Origin of the sequence: Mesorhizobium sp. LSHC412B00 (assembly GCF_000503035.1) — a bacterium.
Lineage (GTDB): Bacteria > Pseudomonadota > Alphaproteobacteria > Rhizobiales > Rhizobiaceae > Mesorhizobium.
This window is the reverse complement of sequence record NZ_AYWB01000009.1, coordinates 43,630-63,495: the sequence shown is the minus strand read 5'-3', so window position 1 is coordinate 63,495 and position 19,866 is coordinate 43,630. Positions and strand designations below refer to the sequence as shown.

At 64.1% G+C, this 19,866-nt stretch carries 17 protein-coding genes; 7 read left to right on the top strand and 10 right to left on the bottom strand.

Translation table 11 applies throughout. The annotated features are described in order from the left end of the window. Positions 1-193 precede the first annotated feature (193 nt). Both lpdA and X757_RS147225 read left to right on the top strand, forming a co-directional pair. Positions 194-1,582: a dihydrolipoyl dehydrogenase gene (gene lpdA, locus X757_RS147220; RefSeq protein WP_023726716.1), complete on the top strand. Its 1,389-nt coding sequence runs from the start codon at positions 194-196 to the stop codon at positions 1,580-1,582. 172 nt (positions 1,583-1,754) lie between these two features. Then, positions 1,755-2,444 carry a glycosyltransferase gene (locus X757_RS147225; RefSeq protein ID WP_023726715.1) on the top strand — a complete coding sequence of 230 codons (690 nt, stop codon included), beginning with the start codon at positions 1,755-1,757 and terminating at the stop codon, positions 2,442-2,444. A gap of 338 nt (positions 2,445-2,782) precedes the next feature. Here the strand turns inward: X757_RS147225 and X757_RS147230 are convergent, their stop codons facing one another. Next, the gene (locus X757_RS147230; protein ID WP_023726714.1) at positions 2,783-3,886 is read right to left on the bottom strand and encodes a saccharopine dehydrogenase family protein; all 1,104 of its coding nucleotides are present in this window, start codon (positions 3,884-3,886) and stop codon (positions 2,783-2,785) included. Positions 3,887-4,036: 150 nt separating this feature from the next. On the opposite strand from X757_RS147230, the gene X757_RS147235 reads away from it, so the two are divergent. Further along, on the top strand, positions 4,037-4,465 hold the full coding sequence (locus X757_RS147235) for an Lrp/AsnC family transcriptional regulator (protein WP_023726713.1): 429 nt from the start codon (positions 4,037-4,039) through the stop codon (positions 4,463-4,465). Positions 4,466-4,644: 179 nt separating this feature from the next. On the opposite strand, the gene X757_RS147240 is transcribed toward X757_RS147235, so the two are convergent. The 5 genes from X757_RS147240 to X757_RS147260 all read right to left on the bottom strand — a co-directional run bounded on the left by X757_RS147240 (position 4,645) and on the right by X757_RS147260 (position 10,965). Next, entirely contained in the window at positions 4,645-6,678 is a 2,034-nt protein-coding gene (locus X757_RS147240; RefSeq protein ID WP_023726712.1) for an aldo/keto reductase, read from the bottom strand. Positions 6,679-6,707: 29 nt separating this feature from the next. Next, positions 6,708-7,787 carry an ABC transporter ATP-binding protein gene (locus tag X757_RS147245; RefSeq protein WP_023726711.1) on the bottom strand — a complete coding sequence of 360 codons (1,080 nt, stop codon included), beginning with the start codon at positions 7,785-7,787 and terminating at the stop codon, positions 6,708-6,710. 13 nt (positions 7,788-7,800) lie between these two features. Next, a complete protein-coding gene (locus tag X757_RS147250) occupies positions 7,801-8,637 on the bottom strand; it encodes a carbohydrate ABC transporter permease (RefSeq protein ID WP_023672164.1) in 837 nt (278 codons plus the stop codon). Then, positions 8,634-9,494, bottom strand: a complete 861-nt coding sequence (locus tag X757_RS147255; protein WP_023726710.1) for a carbohydrate ABC transporter permease — start codon at positions 9,492-9,494, stop codon at positions 8,634-8,636. The genes X757_RS147250 and X757_RS147255 overlap by 4 nt, the downstream gene beginning before the upstream one ends. A 202-nt stretch (positions 9,495-9,696) precedes the next feature. Then, positions 9,697-10,965 (bottom strand): ABC transporter substrate-binding protein, encoded by a 1,269-nt coding sequence (locus X757_RS147260; RefSeq protein WP_023726709.1) that lies wholly within the window; start codon positions 10,963-10,965, stop codon positions 9,697-9,699. A gap of 106 nt (positions 10,966-11,071) precedes the next feature. On the opposite strand from X757_RS147260, the gene X757_RS147265 reads away from it, so the two are divergent. Continuing rightward, a complete protein-coding gene (locus X757_RS147265) occupies positions 11,072-11,941 on the top strand; it encodes a helix-turn-helix domain-containing protein (protein WP_023706782.1) in 870 nt (289 codons plus the stop codon). A gap of 189 nt (positions 11,942-12,130) precedes the next feature. On the opposite strand, the gene X757_RS147270 is transcribed toward X757_RS147265, so the two are convergent. Both X757_RS147270 and X757_RS147275 read right to left on the bottom strand, forming a co-directional pair. Then, positions 12,131-13,519, bottom strand: coding sequence for an ATP-binding protein (locus X757_RS147270; RefSeq protein ID WP_023726708.1), 1,389 nt, complete (start codon positions 13,517-13,519; stop codon positions 12,131-12,133). A gap of 56 nt (positions 13,520-13,575) precedes the next feature. Further along, positions 13,576-14,247, bottom strand: a complete 672-nt coding sequence (locus tag X757_RS147275) for a winged helix-turn-helix domain-containing protein (RefSeq protein ID WP_023726707.1) — start codon at positions 14,245-14,247, stop codon at positions 13,576-13,578. A gap of 225 nt (positions 14,248-14,472) precedes the next feature. On the opposite strand from X757_RS147275, the gene X757_RS147280 reads away from it, so the two are divergent. Continuing rightward, positions 14,473-15,474: a LacI family DNA-binding transcriptional regulator gene (locus tag X757_RS147280; protein ID WP_023726706.1), complete on the top strand. Its 1,002-nt coding sequence runs from the start codon at positions 14,473-14,475 to the stop codon at positions 15,472-15,474. A gap of 6 nt (positions 15,475-15,480) precedes the next feature. On the opposite strand, the gene X757_RS147285 is transcribed toward X757_RS147280, so the two are convergent. Together X757_RS147285 and rocF are read right to left on the bottom strand one after the other, a co-directional pair. Then, positions 15,481-16,542: an ornithine cyclodeaminase gene (locus tag X757_RS147285; protein WP_023692901.1), complete on the bottom strand. Its 1,062-nt coding sequence runs from the start codon at positions 16,540-16,542 to the stop codon at positions 15,481-15,483. After that, the gene (gene rocF / locus X757_RS147290) at positions 16,539-17,474 is read right to left on the bottom strand and encodes an arginase (protein ID WP_023706789.1); all 936 of its coding nucleotides are present in this window, start codon (positions 17,472-17,474) and stop codon (positions 16,539-16,541) included. Before rocF ends, X757_RS147285 begins: the two co-directional genes overlap by 4 nt. A gap of 146 nt (positions 17,475-17,620) precedes the next feature. Between rocF and X757_RS147295 the strand changes: the two genes are divergently transcribed. Continuing rightward, positions 17,621-18,061 (top strand): Lrp/AsnC family transcriptional regulator, encoded by a 441-nt coding sequence (locus X757_RS147295; RefSeq protein ID WP_023685065.1) that lies wholly within the window; start codon positions 17,621-17,623, stop codon positions 18,059-18,061. A 590-nt stretch (positions 18,062-18,651) separates the two neighbouring features. After that, a complete protein-coding gene (locus X757_RS147305; RefSeq protein WP_023672150.1) occupies positions 18,652-19,866 on the top strand; it encodes a glycosyltransferase family protein in 1,215 nt (404 codons plus the stop codon).

The window sequence follows — 19,866 nt, the reverse complement described above, 5'->3', positions numbered from 1 at the left end:
TGCCTTACCAGGCATCTCCCCCACAAGGGGGGAGATTGGACGTCACGCAGGGTTTCGCCAATCTCCATCGTTGCAGGAATGAGCGAAGCGAAGAAGCTGCTGATCTCCCCCCTCGTGGGGGAGATGTCCGGCAGAACAGAGGGGGGCGCGAAGGATCGCGACGGAACATTCCCTCGCATCAAAGGGTCACGCCATGAAAGAAATCTCCTGCAAGCTGCTGGTCATCGGCGCCGGGCCCGGCGGCTACGTCTGCGCTATCCGTGCCGGCCAGCTCGGCATCGATACGGTGATCGTTGAAGCCGGCAAACCGGGCGGCACCTGTCTCAATGTCGGCTGCATCCCGTCCAAGGCGATGATCCATGCGGCGGAAGAGTTCGAGAAGGTCGCGCATATGGCCGGCGGCAGCAGTCCGCTCGGCATCTCGGTAGCAGCGCCCGTGCTCGATCTCGGCAAGACGGTTGCGTGGAAGGACGGCATTGTTAGCCGGCTGACCGGGGGCGTTGCCGGGCTACTGAAGAAGGCCAAGGTCAAGACCGTCTATGGCTGGGCGACGTTCCGCGACGGCAAGACCGTCGCGGTCGAGACCGAGACCGGCACCCAGATCATCCGCGCCGAAACGGTTGTGATCGCCACCGGCTCGGCGACGGTGGAACTGCCGTTCCTGCCGTTCGGCGGCCCGGTGATTTCATCCACAGAAGCGCTGGCTCTCGGCGAGGTGCCGAAAAAGCTCGCCGTGGTCGGCGGCGGCTATATCGGGCTGGAACTCGGCATGGCGTTCGCCAAAATGGGCGCCGCGGTGACCGTGGTCGAGGCGCTGCCGCGCGTGCTGGCGCAGTATGATGCGGAACTGACCCGGCCGGTGGTGAAACGGCTGGCCCAGCTCGGCGTCGAGGTGATGCTTGGCGCCAAGGCCAAGGGGGTCAAGGGCGACGCGCTGCTGGTCGAGACCGCGGACGGCAAGAGCACCAAAATCGCGGCAGACAAGATCCTGGTCACGGTCGGCCGCAAGCCGGTGACGGAGGGCTGGGGCCTCGATCAGATCGATCTCGACATGGCCGGCAAGTTCATCAAGATCGACGACCAGTGCCGCACCTCGATGCGCGGCATCTATGCCATTGGCGACGTCACCGGCGAGCCGATGCTGGCGCACCGGGCGATGGCGCAAGGCGAAATGGTGGCCGAGATCGTCGCCGGCCACAAGCGCAGCTGGGACAAGCGCTCGATCCCGGCCGTCTGCTTCACCGATCCGGAGCTGGTGACGGCAGGGCTAACGCCGGAGGAGGCGAAGGCTTCAGGCGAAATCAAGATCGGCCAGTTCCCCTTCGCCGCCAACGGCCGGGCGATGACGAAACTCGGCGAGGACGGGTTTGTTCGTGTTGTCGCCCGCGCGGACAACCATCTGGTGCTGGGCATCCAGGCGGTCGGGCAAGGCGTGTCGGAAATGGCGGCGGCGTTCGGCCTGGCGCTGGAAATGGGCGCGCGGCTGGAGGATATCGCCGGGACCATCCATGCGCATCCGACGCAGGGCGAGGGGTTCCAGGAAGCCGCGCTGAAGGCGCTGGGCCACGCGCTGCATATTTGAGGTGCGCTTACCCTCCCCCTTGTGGGGAGGGTCGATCCGCGAAGCGGAGCGGGGTGGGGGGAGTCTCGATCCGGCGTACGCCGTCANGCGAGCCGACCCTCCCCACAAGGGGGAGGGTGGCCGCTCAGCCGTTGGTTGTCGCAGATCAGCGGAATGTACTAAGTGTCGGTCCATGGACACCGGCCTGAAGAAATACATCGCCATACGCTACAACATCGCCGCTGGCTTCAAGCCAAGCCAGTGGGACGGAAAGGGCCGCGCCAATCTCGACCCGGTCTGGCTGGTCGAGCGCCTGGCGTTGTTCGACACCTATTGCGCGTCGTCGCTCGAAGGCCAGTCGCTGAAGGATTTTACCGTCCTTCTGGCGTTCGATGCCGATACGCACGAGAACTATATTCGCACCGTGTGCAGCTGCGTGGCCGGTGTCGACGTCAGGCCGATCCTTGTCGAGGCGGGCGAGGATTACAATGATCGCTTCAATGCCTTCGTCCAGGCCGATACCGATGCCGACTATGTTTCGCTCACGCGGCTCGACAGCGACGACGCGCTGGCGCCGACCTTCATGGAGCGCGTCGAGCACTACGCGCGCCGGGAGATCGAAAAGCGTGTGGTGGACCTGCAGCCGCTCTACATTGCCTTTCCGGACGGCCAGAATTTCGACACGGCAAGCGGACGCTACACGCACCACGACTATGTCACGTCGGCGTTCGGCACGCTGGTCGAAAGGAGATCGCCGGCGATGAGCGGCGTCTACGCGAGCACCACGCAAAAATGGCGACGCGCTTCAACACCGTCGTGGCGGCATCGAAGGGCGCGCAATGGTGCATCGTCATCCATGACAACAACGCCGCCAACGTGTTGAGGGGGAAGCCGGTCTCGGGGCCCTCCTTCACGGTGGGCCGACCGGGTGTCGAACCCAAGGTGCCAGCGCGAAGGCAAAGCGCGCCACGACAGGCGACGCAGCCCCGCATGGCGCCGCGGACCGCAGGCAACTTCATCCGGTTTCTGCTCGGACGACCGATGGCTCTGCGGAAGTAGCGGGCGCTTCACCCTCCCCCTTGTGGGGGAGGGTCGATCCGCGTAGCGGAGCGGGGTGGGGGTCCTCGCCAACCGTCGGCGCTCACCCCCACCCCGTCTCGCCATCTCCGCTTCGCTCCGATTGCGCGCCGACCCTCCCCACAAGGGGGAGGGTGAAGTAGCTCAGCTTGCGAGCCGGCTCACCATCTCGTGCTGCGCATAAGCGCGCCCAAAACGATTGGCGAGAAACGCATCCAGCGCGATGTCTTCCTGCTTGACGAAACCGGTCGCCGGCAAGGTGCCGTCGGCCAGCATGTCGAGCACGGCGCAGATGCCGGACGCGGTGGTGATCTGGATTGCGCTGCGCACCTGGCTGCCAATGCGCTGCGAATAGATCTTGTTGGCGTAGGTTTCCTGCAGCAGGCGGCCATTGCGGCGGCCCGAGACGGTGACGAAGACGATGACCACGTCCTGCAGCGTTGCCGGCAGGGCGCTCTCGAAAATGTCCTTCAGCACGTCGCGGCGGTGGCGCAGGCCGAGATCGTTGAGCAGCGCCTTCATGATCGCCGCGTGGCCGGGATAGCGGATGGTGCGGTAGTTCAGCGTGCGCACCTTGCCCTTCAGCGTCTCGGCCAGCGTGCCGAGACCGCCAGAGGTGTTGAAGGCCTCATAGGTGACGCCGTCGAGCGAGAACTCTTCGCGCTCCTCCAGCGGCGGCACCTCGATCAGCTCGCCCTCGACGATCGCCTCGCAGGGTTCGCAATATTCGTTGATGACGCCGTCGGTGCTCCAGGTCAGATTGTAGTTCAGCGCATTGGACGGGTATTGCGGCAGCGCGCCGACGCGCATGCGAACGCTTTCCAGCGTGTCGAAGCGGCTGGCGAGATCATTGGCGACGATCGAGATGAAGCCCGGCGCCAGGCCGCATTGCGGAATGAAGGCGCTGTTGCCCGACTTGGCCAGCTCCTTGACGCGGCGGGTCGAGACGACATCCTCGGTCAAATCGAGATAGTGCACGCCGGTGGCGGCGGCCGCTTCGGCGATGCGCGTGGTCAAATGGAAGGGGGCGGCGCTCAGCACGGCGAAGGCGCCGGCAAGGGCGGCCTCGAGTGCGCCCGGCGCTGCGATATCGAGCTCCAGCCCCTCGACGCCGGCGGGAAGTTCGGCCGCGGCAAGCTGCGCCGCCGCGCGGTCGATAACGGTGACGTGGTAGTCGCCGCTGTCGGTGAGCATGCCTGCAATGGTGGAGCCGATCTTGCCGGCGCCGACGACGATGATTTTCTTCATGACCTTGCCCCTCGTGAAAACTCTTTGGCCCAGACCGCCGCGCGGTGGACGCGATGCCTTCAAGAATCGCAGCTTGCCTGTCGAAAGGAAGCGTGGGATCGTTCGAAATGAACCCTGCAATTGAACGATACGCCGACGAGGTTCGTCGAAATGCTCAGTGACGCCGAACAAAAACTGCTTTCCCTGCTACGCGCTAATGCCCGCGCGTCGACCACTGAGCTGGCGCGCCAGCTCGGCGTTTCGCGCACGACGGTGCAGAGCCGGATCGAGCGGCTGGAACAGCGCGGCATCATCACCGGCTATGGCGTGCGGATGGCGCCGGACTACGAGCAGGGGCTTGTGCGGGCGCATGTGCTGCTCACCGTCACGCCCAAGCTCGCCGACAAGGTGGTGCGGGCGCTGCAGGCGCTGACGCCGGTACGGACGCTGCACTCGGTGAGCGGCAATTTCGACATGATCGTCATCGTCGACGCGCCGTCGATCAGGGATCTGGATGCGTTGCTGGACGAGATCGGGGCGATGGACGGGGTCGAGCGGACGTCGTCGTCGATTATTTTGTCGACACGGATCGATCGGTAGGTGGAACGCATGAGCTGCTAATCTCCCCCCTTGAGGGGGAGATGGCCGGCAGGCCAGAGGGGGTCAGTTCGACTGGGCTCGGCCTACCTGCCGCTGCAGAAGGAGGTTAGCGCTCCACGCGAGGCGACCCCCTCTGTCGCCTTCGGCGACATCTCCCCCTCAAGGGGGGAGATTAGCTGCTAAGCCCGCCGCCTTTCCGGCCCGCTATCCAGCCACGCCACATCCTCCGCCGACAGCTTGATATCCAGCGCCTTCAAGCTGTCCTCCAACTCGTCCAGCGTGCGCGGGCCGATCAACGGCACCGACGGAAAAGGCTGCGCCAGCACATAGGCGAGCGCGATATGGATCGGACTTTTGCCCAGGCGCTGCGCCAGCTCGATGGCGCGGTCGCGGCGGCCAAAGTTCTTCTCGGAATACCAGACCCGCACCAGCTCCTCATTGTCCTGCTTGTCGCGGCCGGCGCGGTCGGTGAAGAAGCCGCGGCCCTGGCTCGACCAGGCGAAGTTGGGCATCTGCCTTTTCGTCAGCCAGGATTTCCAGTCGTCGGTCGACGAGGTGATGCAGCCGGCCCAGATCGGCTCCAGCATCTCGGCCAGCGAGAAATTGTTGGAGAGCACGCCGGGCTTCTGCTTGCCGGTGCGCTCGGCATAGGCAATCGCCTCGTCCATGCGCGCCATCGTCCAGTTCGAGCCGCCGAACGGGCCACGGATGCGGCCGGCCTTGACCTCGGCGTCCATCGCATCGACGAATTCGCCGACCGGCACATCCGGGTTGTCGCGGTGCATGAAATAGAGGTCGACATGGTCGGTCTGCAGCCGGTCCAACGACTGGGCGAGCTGCTTGCCGATGACATCGGGATAGCAGAGCGGCGAGTGGGCGCCCTTGGCGATGATCACCGACTGCTCGCGCACGCCGCGATTCCTGAGCCACTGGCCAAGCAGCGTTTCGGTGTAGCCGGCGCCGTAGACATAGCCGGTATCGAACAGATTGCCGCCGGTCTCGAAGAAGGCGTCGAGCAGGATTGCGCCCGACGAGAAGGTGCGGAAATCCTCGAAGCCGAGCGCCACCACGGAGGCCGGCTTCGACAGGCCCGGAATCTTGCGCTTGCCAATGGCCGTGCCGCCGGTGCGCAGCGGCCGGCCCGAAATGGTGTTGGTTCGCTTAGCCGGCTTTTCGATCTCATATTCGAGCCCGACGGCGGCGCGCCATCTGTCGAGGACGCGCAGCGTGCCGAGGCTGTCGGCCCAGCTCATGCCCGGCCAGGCGAACTCCTGTTTGCCGGCCAGGATCGCCTCGCCGGCGGCGTCGACCTCGAAGGAATAGAGATGGCGGGTTTCGTTGACGCTGATGGTATCGCGCGTGTCGTCGGCGAGGATTACATCGATCCGGCCAGGGCCGCCATCGCGGTTGCCGCCGCCGGCGAACCAGAAATCCGGCACCTCGATGCGGCCCTTGGTGCCGAGGATGCGCAGCACATTTTCCTGTTTGAGCGAGATGCTGCAGGATACCTCGGCGACGATGCCACCGGGAAAATGCAGCAGCGCCGAGGCCCATTCGTCGACGCCGGACTTGCCGAGATGGGCGGTGCCGACAACCTTGTCCGGCTCGGCGAAGGGTTTTCCAGTCGCAGCCCCGGCAATCAGCCGCACCATCGAGACGGGATAGCCGCCGACATCGAGGATGCCGCCGCCGGCGAGATCGTTGGCGTAGAGCCGGTGCTCGGGCATGAAGCCCGGCATGGCGAAGCCGAAGCTCGACTTGATCAGCCTGACATCACCGATGACGCCCGACTTGATGAGTTCCACCAGCTTCGCCGTCTGCGGGTGCAGCCGGTACATGAACGCTTCGCCGAGGAAGGTGCCGGCCTTGCGCGCGGCATGGATCATGGCGTCGGCCTCGAAGGCGGTCAGCGCCAGCGGCTTTTCGCACAGCACATGCTTGCCGGCTTCCGCCGCCTTGATTGCCCATTCGGCATGGCCGGGATGCGGGATGGCGATATAGACGGCATCGACCTCGGGGTCGGCGAGCAGCGCGTCGTAACCGTCGAGGATGCGGGCGCCGGGAAACGTCTCGGCCAAGCCTGCCTTGCCGGGATTGCGGGCGCCGAGCGCCACGATCGTGCCGGTGCGCGAGCCTGCCACGCCGCGGGCGAACGCTTTGGCGATGTCGCCGGGCCCGAGTATCCCCCAACGGATGGGCGCGGTTGCAGTCATGGTCATTCTCCTTGCAAGGCTGGAAGCGCTCAGCGCAGCCGCTGGCCGTTTTCATCGAACAGATAGGATTTGCGGATGGACACGGTGATCTCCTGGGTGTCGGGGACCTTTGCCGCGTCGCGCTGGATCACCAGGTCTTCGCCATGGGCGGTCCTGGCATAGATGAAGCTGGTGCCGCCGAGATGCTCGACCACGTCGATGCCGACGGTGAGGTCGGCGTCGCCTTCGCCGCCATTGCCGAAATGTTCGGGCCGCACGCCGACAATGACCTTGGCTCCTGTTTGCGGCACGGCGCCGGTCAATGGTTGCATAATGCGGGTCTTTTCCTCGCCCACCAGCTCGACGGTGACGCTGCTCGTGTTGCGCCCGACGACGCGGCCCTTGATGAAATTCATCTTCGGCGAGCCGACAAAGCCGGCGACGAACTGGTTGTCGGGATTGTCGTAGAGATCGAGCGGCCGGCCGATCTGCTCGACATGGCCACCGCGCAGCACCACGATCCGGTCGGCCAGCGTCATCGCCTCGGTCTGGTCGTGGGTGACATAGATCATCGTCGTGCCGAGCTCCTTGTGCAGGCGCGAGATCTCGACCCGCATCTGGACGCGCAGCTCGGCGTCGAGATTGCTCAACGGCTCGTCGAACAGGAAGACTTGCGGTTCGCGCACGATGGCGCGGCCGATGGCGACGCGCTGGCGCTGGCCGCCGGACAATTGCCTCGGCCGCCGCGCCATCAACTCTGTGATGCGCAGGATTTCGGAGGCCCGCTTCACCCGCCGCTCGGTGTCCTCCTTGGGGTTGCCGGTCATCCTGAGGCCAAAGCTCAGATTCTGCTCCACGCTCATGTGCGGGTAGAGCGCGTAGGACTGGAACACCATGGCGATGCCGCGCTCGGCCGGCTCGACATCGTTCATCACCTTGCCGCCAATGGCGATCTCGCCGCCGCTGATATCCTCCAGCCCGGCGATCATCCTGAGCAGCGTCGATTTTCCACAACCCGACGGGCCGACAAAGACGACGAACTCGCCATCGGCGATATCGATGTTGGCGCCATGGATGATCTCATAGACGCCGAAGCGTTTTACGACATTGGTGAGGGTGACTGCCGCCATATCGCTGTTGTCCCTACTTGACGGCACCGGCGGCGATGCCGGCGATGAAATGGCGCTGCAGCAGCACGAAGACGACCAGCATCGGTACGGTCAGCATGACGGCGCCGGCCATGATGCCGCCCCATGAGACCTTGGTCAGGCCGATCAGCGTGCCGAGCGCCACAGGGGCCGTCATCGCGCCGGGCTGGCTGTTGATCAAAAGCGGCCAGAGATAATTGTTCCACGAGGCGAGGAACAGGATGATGGCGAGCGCCGCCAGCATCGGCCGCGCCAGCGGCAAAGCGACGAACAGGAAGATACGCCATTCCTTGACGCCCTCGACACGTGCCGCGTCGAAAAGGTCGGCCGGCATCATCGAGAAAGCCTGGCGCATGAACAGCACGCCCAGCGAATTGAACAAGGGTGGCACGATCAGCGCAATCCAGGTGTTGGCGAGCTGGAAGTCGCGCGCCACCATGATGAATTGCGGGATCAGCACCACCGCATAGGGCAGCGTGATGGTGCCGAGGATGATCGCCACCACCGCGCCCTTGCCGAAGAACTGATAGCGGGCGAGCGCCCAGCCGGCCATCGAGGTCAGCAGCACCGAGAAGAAGGTGTAGGTCACCGCCACCGCCACCGAAATACCGATAGCGCCGACGAAATTGGTGTCGCGCTGCAGGTTGTTGAAATTGTCGACGAAATTGCCGTGCGGCAGAAGCTCGATGCCGGGGCTGAAAATGCCGTTGTCGGGCATGGTCGAAAACACCACCATCATCCACAGCGGAAACAGCCAGATCACCGCCAGCGGTGTCAGGACCAGATGCAGCAGGACGCTGCGGCCGAGCCGGCGTTGCGACAGCGAACTCATTTCGGCTCTCTTGTCAGCCACAGCTGCACCAGCGTGATGGCGATGGCCAGCCCCGCCATCGTGTAGGCCACGGCCGAGGCGTAGCCGAAATTGAGCGAGCGAAAACCCTGGCGGTAGAGCAGCAGGCCAAGCGTCTCGGTGCCGCCGCCGGGACCGCCGCGCTCGGTGATCAGGAACGGTTCGGTGAAAAGCTGCATGGTGCCGATGATCGACAGCACGGCGCAAAACACGATGACCGGCTTGAGCAGCGGCAGCGTTATGTAGAAGAACTGCTTGAGCTTGCTGACGCGGTCGAGCGTCGCCGCCTCATAGACATCCTCGGGGATCGACTGCAGGCCGGCGAGCAGGATGATGGCGTTGTAGCCGGCCCAGCGCCAGGTCACCGCGATCATGATCAGCGCCATGGCCGGGGTGACGTTGGAGAACCAGTCGATCTTGGCCAGGCCGATGCCGGCGAGCAGCTTGTTGATGATGCCGAAATCGAGATTGAACATCAGGCGGAACACGGCGGAATAGGCGACCTCGCCGACCACCACCGGAGCGAAGAAGGCGAAGCGGTAGAGGCCACGTGCTTTCAGCAGCGGCGAGTTCAGCAGCACCGCCATGACGATCGCCAGCGAGATCATCACCGGCACCTGGATGACGAGGATGAGCAGCGTGTTCTTCAGCGCGTTGAAGAAAGCGGGGTCGCCGATCAGGCGGCCCCAGTTGAATGTCGGCGCAAAGCGCCAGGGCACCGTGCGCGTCGCCTGGAAGGAAATCATGAACGAGGAGATGATCGGCCACACCCAGAAGATGGCGAAGATCAGGAGGTAGGGCGTGAGGAAGCGATAGGCCGTGGCGTTCTGGTAGCGCATGGTTCCTCCTCCTTCCTCTTTCCCGGCTGATATCCGGCGTGTTGTTAGCCGGCGGACGCCGCCGGCAATTGGCGATCTGTTGGGCGAGAGCGTCCCTTTCCCCGCCACTATACGGGGAGAGGATGCCGGCAGGCAGGTGAGGGGCAGCGCCAACAGTCCGGCAAATTGCCCTATATCTGGCCCGCCAGCATCACCGCCTTGGTCACTTGATCGGCAGTCCCGTCGCCGAAGCGATCTGGCTGGCGGCGTCGTCGAGGGCGGCCTTGGCATCGGGATAGCCGCCGCCGAGATATTTGGTCTGCACGGCGCGCATGATGATTTCGGCGTCGCTCTGGAACGGCGTGCCGCGGCTCGGCACCACCTTGGGCAGCGTGGCGAGAATGTCCTTCCACACTGCCTGGCCGCCCCAATAGGGCAGGCCCTGCGAGACGTAGGGGTCGTCGAGGGCCGAGATCAGTGACGGCACTAGGCCGAAATCCCTGAGCATGGTGATCTGGCCTTCATTGGTCTCGAGCGTGTATTTCAGATAGGCGTAGGCGGCCTCCTTGTTCTTCGAGGCTGAGGTGATGGCGAGCGACGAGCCTCCGAGATTGGCCGCGCGGGGGCCGTCGGCGGTCAGGCTCGGCATTAGGTAGACACCCCATTTGCCGTTTTCGCCGGCGGATTCGGTGCGGATGGTGCCCTCATACCAGCCGCCATAGACCTGGGTGGCGACGGTGCCGGCGGTGTTGTTGGTGATCTTGGTGCCCCAGTCGGCCGACGAGATGATGCCGGCGTCCTTCATGTCCTTGATCTTGGCCAGCGTGTCGACGCATTTCGGCTGGTTGACGGTGATCGACTGCCCATCGGCGGCGAAATAGCCGCAGCCCTGTTCGTTGGAAATCATGCGGAAGAATTCGGTGTCGCCGTTGAAATCGGCATTGGTCATGGTGACGCCGGGATTGGCGGCCTGGACCTTCTTGCCGGCGGCGATGAAATCGTCCCAGGTCTTGATCGAGGCCGGATCGACGCCGGCCTTCTCGTAGAAGTCGCGGCGGTAGAAGGCGGCTACCGGGCCGGAATCCCACGGCATGGCATAGGCCTTGTCGCCGACCTCCAGTTCGGTGCGCTTGAAGTCCGGGAATTTCTTCTGGTCGTCGGCGGTGTAGCCCAGCGTGTGCAAATCGACGAAGCAATCGGGGAACTGGCTCCAGTAGTTCTCGGCCTCGCCGTTTTCGATCGAGACGATATCGGGCAGGCCGACGCCGCCGGCCGCACAGCCGGCGATCGACTTGTCATAGGTCGGCTGGTTGCCGAGATCCTGAACGGTGACCTTGACGTCGGGATACTGTTTGTTGAAGCCGGCCACCGTAGCCTTCAGCGACGAAGCGGCGATATTCCAGCTCCAGATCGTAATTTCGCCGGACTGCGCCAAAGCCGGGGCTGAGCCCAGGCCAAGCGCCAGCGCGGCACAGATCAGTGTCGTGCGCATTGAAATCCTCCCATTTCATTTGCTCTCTCTTCGCGAGCATGGCTAGACTAGGCGGCGCGGAAGGCTTGTCCCTGACAACGGGAATAAAAGATGGGCGGAAAGTAAGATGCCGGAACGGCCGTTTTACCAGCCTGGCGCCAGCAGCGTCGAAGGCCTGCCGATGGCTTTGCAGATGTTTCACAACCATCCGCTGGTGATGCTGAAGCCGCATTGGCATGCCCAGGTCGAGGTCAATTTCATCGTCCGCGGCAGCGTGCACTACCGCATGAACGAGCACGAGATCGCGCTCACGGCGGGCGACATGTGCCTGTTCTGGGGCGGGCTGCCGCACCAGATGGACGATCTCTCCGACGACGCCATCTATGCCGGCGCGCATCTGCCGCTGGTGCATTTCTTCCGCCTGCACCTGCCGACGGATGTCCGCCACCGGCTGATGACGGGCGCCACGCTGGTGACATCGGCGACCGACCAGGCCGATCATCACAATTTCGAACGCTGGAACCGCTATTTCCGCTCGGGCGATCCGGCGATAACCGAGCACGCCGTGAACGAGCTGCTGCTGCGGTTGGAGCGGGTGCGCTTCGAGCCCTACCGGCTGGTGCCGGAAACCGCCATCGGCCAGGAACCCGGCGGCCCGTTCGACCAGCAATCGCTGCGCAATGTCGGTCGCATGTGCGACTTCATCGCCGAGAATTTCCTCTACGACATAGACTGCGTCGACATCGCGGCGGCGGCCGACATCCATCCCAAATACGCCATGAGCATTTTCAAGAAGTCGACCGGCATGACGCTCAACGAATATATGAACCTGCTGCGGCTGAGCTATGCGCAGGCGCTTTTGATGCATGAAGACGCCAATGTGCTGCGCGTCGCCATGGATTCAGGCTTCGGCTCGCTCAGCGCCTTCAACAAATCCTTCCGCAAGCTGGCGGGGATGTCGCCCTCGGATTTTCGCCGGGGTGCGGTGGGCCGGTAGGTTCAACGGTCGTCTTGATCAACCCGCAGCCGTTCGGGTGGAAACATGTGCAAGGCTAATCGCGACCACCTTTGTCGACTGCGATCATCAACTTGGAGAATTGTCAGCGACTTCGCGTTTCATGAGCGCCTTCCCCCACTCCGTCGCTGCTTCGCTCGACGGAGTGGGGTCGACCTGGCTCTGGCGTTGTCATTTCAAGCCGGGACCGGTGCCCTCCGCCCGAGGAAACCCGACAATTACCGCCAGCCCAGGCCGGCGATCCTCCAGCGCAATCGTTGCACCATGCAGGTCGGCAATTGCCCGCACCAGGCTGAGGCCAAGGCCGCTGCCGGGCGTGGTGCGGCTGGAGTCGAGCCGGTAGAGCCGCTGGAACACTTTTTCGCGCTCCTGCGCAGGGATGCCGGGGCCATTGTCGGCGACCTCAGCCAGAATCCGGTCGCCTTGCCGCCGCACCGATAGAAGGATTGCCGTGCCATCGGGGCAATGCCGCAGCGCGTTCTCAACCAAATTGGCAAACAATTGCGTCAGCAGGTCGCGGTCGCCGTGGACCAGGCATGGGGTGCCGTGGACGATCGTGGCCGACAGCGACTTGCCGTCATCCTCGGCGACACCGGCGTAGATTTCGGCAATGGCATCGATGACGCCGTTGAGGTCGAGATCGACAAAGCGCGCCTTGCGAGCGCCGGCCTCGATCTGGGCAATACGCAACAGCGCATCGAAAGTATCGTTGATCTGCAGGCTTTCCCCACGTGCCTCCGCCAGCTCATCGGCAACGGCCTCACCCTGCGCGGTCCTGTCGGCCGCAGCTTCCAAAATCATCTGCAGCCGGTTGAGCGGCGTCTTCAGATCATGCGCGATGTCGGCGCTGACCTGGCGCATGCCGTCCACCAGCGCCGCCAGCCGCTCCAGCGCGGCGTTGACCTGGCGCGAGACGCCGTCAATGTCGTCGCCATTGCCGAGCAGTGGAATGCGGGCGTCGAGCCGGCCGTTGGAGACATCGTCCATGGTGGTGGCAATGCCGTCGAGGCGGCGCTGCACGCGCGCCGCCAGCAAGGCGCCGCCAGCCACCGCCAGCCCTGAAATGATCAGGGTGGCCCAGCCGAAGCTCATCAAAACGATGCGTTCCAGCTCCTCGGTTTCGGAGAGCGAGAAGGCGATTGTCAGGCTGTTGGGCCCGACCGAACCGGTCCAGGCGCGGTACATAGTGTCCGGCGCAACGCCAGGCAGGGAAGCGGCAAAATCCGAAAAGCCATCGGGAAGGTCGGCGGCGGTGAAATTCCCGGCCAGGCGATTGCCGGCGGGATCGGTGAGCGAGAACAGCTGTTCCTTGCTCGGGCTGAGCGCGGCGTGGCTGTCGACTGCCGAAACCAGATCCTCCCGGTCGTTTCCGGCATAGGTCACCGCCACGCCCGAATAGGTCTCCTTGACCGACTGGTCGAGCTGCTCGGCAAGATCCGCGCTCATCAGCTGGTAGACGATGGCGCCTGACAGGATGAAGGCGAGCACGAACAGCAAGGCGAAGGTCAGGGCCAGCCGAAACGGCGTGCTGCGCAGCAGGCGAGAGCCTGTCTCAGTCATAGTGCGTTTCAGTCATGGCAAGCTTCAGTCATGGCAAGTTTCTGTCATGCCGCGCCTCAGTCGTGAACACTGTAGCCAGTGTTGCGCACGGTGTGGATCAACGTGGCTTCGAACGGCCTGTCGATCTTGGCGCGCAGCCGGCTGATATGGGTTTCGACGACGCTGGTCTTGGGGTCGAAGTGAAAATCCCAGACCCGTTCCAGAAGCATGGTGCGGGTGATGACGCGGCCCTCGCCGCGCATCAGCACTTCGAGCAGGCTGAATTCGCGCGGCTGCAGGTCGATCGCCTGGCCCTGCCTGGTGACGCGGCGCTGGATCAGGTCCATTTCGAGGTCTGCGATGCGCAGCGTCGTCTTCAGCTCCTGCGCCGCAGGGCGACGGCCGAGCGCGTTGATGCGGGCGAGCAGTTCGGAAAAGGCGAATGGCTTGACGAGATAGTCGTCGCCGCCGGCCTCGAGCCCCTCGACGCGATCGTCGACGCCGCCGACCGAGGTGAGAAAGATCGCCGGCGTGCGCACGCCCGCTGCCCGCACCGCCTTGATCATCGACAGGCCGTCGAGGCCGGGCAGCATGCGGTCGACGACGATCACGTCATAGGCATCGCGTGTCGCGGCAAACAGCGCGTCGCGGCCATCGCGCCTGAGGTCGCAGATATGGCCTGCCTCGCCAAGGCCCTTGACGACATAGTCGGCGGTGCGTGGGTCGTCCTCGACAAGGAGAAGTCGCATCGTTGTTCCGATGGTTGGCGATTGAGCAGTTCGCGGCTCTCGAACCTTATCCGGTTGCGACAACAGGTCGACCACCAAGCACCCAGCCTTGCGGCTTTTTCTTGGCGGCAGATCGCTCCGCTCAGCAGGTTGCTCAAAGGAACATTGACACTCGAAAGCTGCGCTCTAGCGTGCGACACATCCGGTTACCCAATCAATTAGGCTAATCGAGTCAGGGGACAAGAAATGACGACGATTGCCGATGTCGCGCGCCATGCCGGAGTGTCGGTCGCAACCGTCTCGCATGTGATGAACCGCACGCGCCATGTCGAGCCGGAGACGGCCGAGCGCGTGCATTCGGCCATCGCCGCCTTGCGCTACAGTCCGAACACGCTGGCGCGCAGCCTGAGGCGCGGCGAGACCAAGACCATCGGCCTGCTGCTGCCGGACAATTCCAATCCGTTCTTCGCCGGCGTGGCACGCCAGATCGAGGATGCCGGCTTCCTTGCCGGCTATACGGTGATCCTGTGCAACTCCGACGGCAGCGCCGAGAAGGAGGAGCGCTACCTCCAGGTGCTGATGGCCAAGCAGATCGACGGGCTGATCTTTGCCGGCTCGTCCGATCATGCGCGGGTGTTCTCCAGCCTTCTGCCCGGCGTCCCGGCGGTGCTGATCGACCGCGAGATCCATTCGGTCAATGTCGATTCCGTGCTGGTCGATCACGATTATGGCGGCTATCTCGCCGGCCGCTATCTGGCCGGGCTCGGTCACGAGAAGATCGGCGTCATCGGCGGCCCGCGCGATTCCAGCTCCAGCCCCGCCCGCCTGCGCGGCTTCGCCAGGGCGCTGCAGGAAGCGGGCCTCGACCTGCCGCCGGCCTCGGTGGTGGATTCCGACTACCACTTCGCCGGCGGCCGCACGGCGATGGAGCGGCTGATGGCGCAGGCGCCGGGGATCACGGCGCTGTTTGCCTGTAACGATCTGATGGCCATGGGCGCGCTGACAGTGCTGCGCGGGCGCGGATTGCGGGTCCCCGGCGACATGTCGATGATCGGCTTCGACGACATACCCTATGCCGTCACCACCTGGCCGCCACTGACGACGATCGCACAGCCGGTCGAGAAGATCGGCACCCGCGCCGTCAGCCTGCTGCTCGAGCGGGTTGCCGAGCCGGCGGCGCATTCGCGCCGCGAAGTGCTCACCCCGGTGCTCGTCGAACGGGAGAGCTGCGCGCCGTTGCGCGGCTGAAGCCCCTCAGGCGGCTGCCGGCTGCAGCGCTGCCCTGAGCAGCATGCCGAAGAGGTCGCGCGGCTCGTCGGGATCGGCGAGCAGGTCGAGCTCCTCGTAGAGGCCGGTGGCCTGAAGCTGGTCTCTGATATAGCGCAGTGCGGAAAAATCCTCGGTGGCGAAGCCGACGGAATCGAACAAGGTGATCTGTTCCGCCGTCTTGCGGCCTTCCGCCTTGCCGGTCATCACCTGCCACAACTCGGTCACCGGATGGTCGGCGTGGAGCTGCTGGATTTCGCCCTCGATGCGCGTCTGCGGCGAGAACTCGACGAAGATGTCGGAGCGCAAAAGGATGTCGCGGTGCAGTTCCGTCTTGCCGGGGCAGTCGCCGCCGACCGCGTTGATGTGCACGCCGGAACCGACCATGTTGTCGGTCAGAATGGTGGCGGACAGCTTGTCGGCGGTCACCGTGGTGATGATGTCGACTCCTTCCACAGCATCCTGGCCGGTGGCGCAGATGGTGATGTCAAAGCCTTTGCCGGCGAGGTTGCGGGCGCATTTTTCCGAAGCCGAGCGGTCGATGTCGTAGAGCCGCAGCCGGTCGATGCCGAGCAGCGCTTTGAAGGCGACAGCCTGGAATTCGGACTGGGCGCCATTGCCGATGATGGCCATCGAGCGCGCGCCTTTCGGCGCCAGATATTTGGCCGCGACAGCGGAGGTCGCCGCGGTGCGCAGCGCCGTCAGGATCGTCATTTCGGTGAGCAGCATCGGATAGCCGGAGCCGACATCGGCGAGCACGCCGAAGGCGGTGACGGTCTGGCGCCCCTCGCGCATGTTCTTGGGATGGCCGTTGACATATTTGAAGCCGTATAGCCGGCCGTCGCTGGTCGGCATCAGTTCGATGACGCCGTCATGGCTGTGCGAGGCGATGCGCGGCGTCTTGTCGAACAGCTCCCAGCGGCGAAAATCCTCCTCGATATAGGCGGCGAGTTCGGTGAGGAACCGCTCGACGCCGATGGTCAGCACCAGCTTCATCATGCGGTCGACGCTGACGAAGGGGACGATGGCAAGGCGGGAAGGCTGGGTCATGCAATGCTTCCGGAATGGCTGCGGGTCGGGCGGTCCATGATGCGGCGGCCCATCAGGCTGGCGGCGAGGTCGACCATCAGCGTGGCGGTGCGGCCGCGCTCGTCGAGGAACGGGTTGAGCTCGACCAGATCGAGGCTGGAGACCAGGCCGCTGTCGGACAGCATCTCCATCACCAGATGCGCCTCGCGGAAGGTGGCGCCGCCGGGCACGGTGGTGCCGACGGCCGGCGCGATGGAGGGGTCGAGGAAGTCGACGTCGAGGCTGACATGCAGCAGGCCGTTTTCCTTTTCGACGATGGCCAGGAAGGCGCGCAGCAAAGGTGCAACGCCGTGCTCGTCAATGGTGCGCATGTCGTGCACGGTAACCCCCGCTTCGCTCAGCGCCCGGCGCTCCGCCGGATCGACGCTGCGCAGGCCCATGACGCAGATGTGGGCAGGGTCGACGGCGACAGGCAGGTCCGGGAAATAACCGTTGAAGCCCGGCCGGCCGCTGGCATAGGCGAGCGGCACGCCGTGCAGATTGCCGCTGACGGTGGTATCGAGCGTGTGGAAATCGGGATGTGCGTCGAGCCACAGCACGAAGAGCGGCCGGCCGCGTTCGGCGGCGCGGCGGGCTATGCCCGACACCGTGCCGGCCGATATCGCGTGGTCGCCGCCAAGGAAGATCGGCATGGCGTCTCGCGAAGCCGCATAGGCGGTCTCGGCAATTGCCGCCGTCCAGGCGGAAATCTCCGGCAGGGCCTTCAGCGCGAGATTGCCGTGGACGATTGCGCGCACGGCGGCCGGTTGCACCGCGCCCCAGTCCTCGACCTCGTGGCCGAGTTCCGACAGCACCGAGGCAAGCCCGGCCGTGCGCAGCGCGCTCGGCCCCATCTCGCATCCCATCCTGCCGGCGCCGTCCTGCACCGGCGCGCCAACGATCCTGCAGCGCATGGTTCTTGTTGTCCTTGTAAATTGATTGGGCGGTTGATGCGTGGAATGAACCATCCCGGCCCGGCAGAATGAACAGGCGAAATTGGCATTTCGAGAAGAATGATTTATCAATCCGATAAGTCAGCTTGGTCAAAGTGGATAGAATCATGGACTTGCTCGACGAAAGGCTGGTCACGCTGCTCAGGCATGATGCCCGGCGCAGCATCTCCGATCTCGCGGTCGATCTCGGGGTGTCGCGCGCCACGGTCAGGGCGCGCATGGAGCGGCTGGAAAAAACGGGCGAGATCATCGGCTACACGGTGGTGCTGCGCGCCGACGCGGTCGACCAGCGGATACGCGGCGTGATGATGATCGAGATCGAGGGCCATGCCGCCGACCGCGTGGTCCGGGCGCTCGGCGGCCTCGCCGAGGTTTCGACCATTCACACCACCAATGGCCGCTGGGACCTGGTGGTCGAACTCGGAACGGCGTCGCTCACCGATTTCGACGCGGTGCTTAGGCGGATACGGCTCATCCCGGGGATAACCGGCAGCGAGACAAGTCTGCTGCTGGCAACGCCGAGGACGACAAGGGCAAGGTTGGCGTAGCCGTCCTTCCGGCCGGCGTGTTCACGCAAAGCTTTGTGACGGATCTGGCGAATGGGTCGCCTGGCTGACGAATCTCATTGGGGCCGCAGCTATCCTCCACATGACGGAGGAAGCCGGCATGACGCGAGATTGCACCAGCTTCAACGGTGCAAGGACCGGACGCTTGCCACAGGCCAAGGCTGATGGCAGGATAAAAGGCCGCAACGTGCGGCCTCTGGCGGCCGTTGTGTTTCGATGGATTATGAAGCATTTTCCCAAGGTGCGGGTTCTCCTCACAATGTGCGGCAGCCTCGTTTCGCCTTGGTCGCCCTTGATTTTTCGCAATGTGCGCTTTGCCTGCCTCAGGCCGCAGGGCATTTAATTCCACGGGGTCAAGCCTCATGACAGAGATTTGTGCTCGGGCCGTCTATCGTCGGCGAAGACAAGGCATGGCGCCACAATCAGCGCCCCTGGCATTCGTGACCTGGTGAAGAATGCCGTTGCGTACCTCTCGCCCCCATGTTTCAAAACAGGTCGATAGACCCGCGAGAATGGTTTCGAAGCCTGCGGGGTTGCCCACGGTCCGGCGAGAATTCTAAAAGACGTTCACAATGACACAGCACGCAAAAGACGCACGAATTCTCATGTACAGCCACGACACGTTCGGGCTCGGCCATTTGCAGCGTTGCCGAACGATCGCGCATTCGCTGGTCGGGGATTTCCGCGGACTTCAGGTGCTAATCATTTCGGGCGCCACCATCGCCGGCGCCTTCGACTACCGCGCCCGCGTCGACTTCGTGAAGATCCCCAGCGTCATCAAGCTGCGAAACGGCGAATACACCTCGCTGGAAAAGGACATCGATCTGCACGAGACGCTAAGGATGCGGCAGTCGATTATCCGCCACACGGCCGAGAGCTTCCGGCCGGATATCTTCATCGTCGACAAGGAACCGCTGGGGCTGCGCGGAGAGATTGAGGATACGCTGTCCTACCTCAAGACGCGGGGCACCACGCTCGTGCTTGGCCTGCGCGAGGTGATGGACGCGCCGCATTTGCTCGAAGCGGAGTGGGCACGCAGGGATGTGATGCGCAAGATCGGCCTGTTCTACGACAAGGTCTGGGTCTATGGCCCGCCGGATTTCTACGATCCGCTGACCGGCCTGGAGGTGCCGCCGGCGGTCAGGGCAAAGATGAAGTTCGTCGGTTTCCTGCAACGGAGCCTGCAGCAGAACCAGTTGCCCGGCCACCGGCCCGAGGGCGACTATATCCTGGTTACCACCGGTGGCGGCGGTGACGGCGCCGACCTGATCCACAACGTCATCGAGGCCTATCAGCAGGATCCGCGATTGCAGCACCGGGCGCTGATCGTGCTTGGGCCCTACATGCCGGCGCGCAAGCGCAACAAGCTGGTCCGGAAGGGGGCCAAGATCCCCTATGTCAAGATCATCGAATTCGACAACCGGATGGAAGAGCTGATTGCCGGCGCCAAGGCGGTGGTGGCGATGGGCGGTTACAACACCTATTGCGAGATACTGTCTTTCGACAAGCCGGCGCTGATCGTGCCGCGCGTCACGCCGCGCGAGGAACAGCTGATCCGGGCACGGCGCGCAGCCGAACTCGGCCTCATCGAGATGCTTTTGCCTGAGGAAGCCGAGGATGCCCAGCGGTTTGCCGATGCGCTGCAGGTTTTGCCGGGCCGGCCCCGCCCATCGCAGAGCAATGCGCATCTGACGCTGGAAGGGCTGCCTCATATTTCCGAAATCGTCGCGGAACTGCTCGACCGGCGGGCCGGCCATCACCTTTCGGTCATTGAAGGCATGAACTGA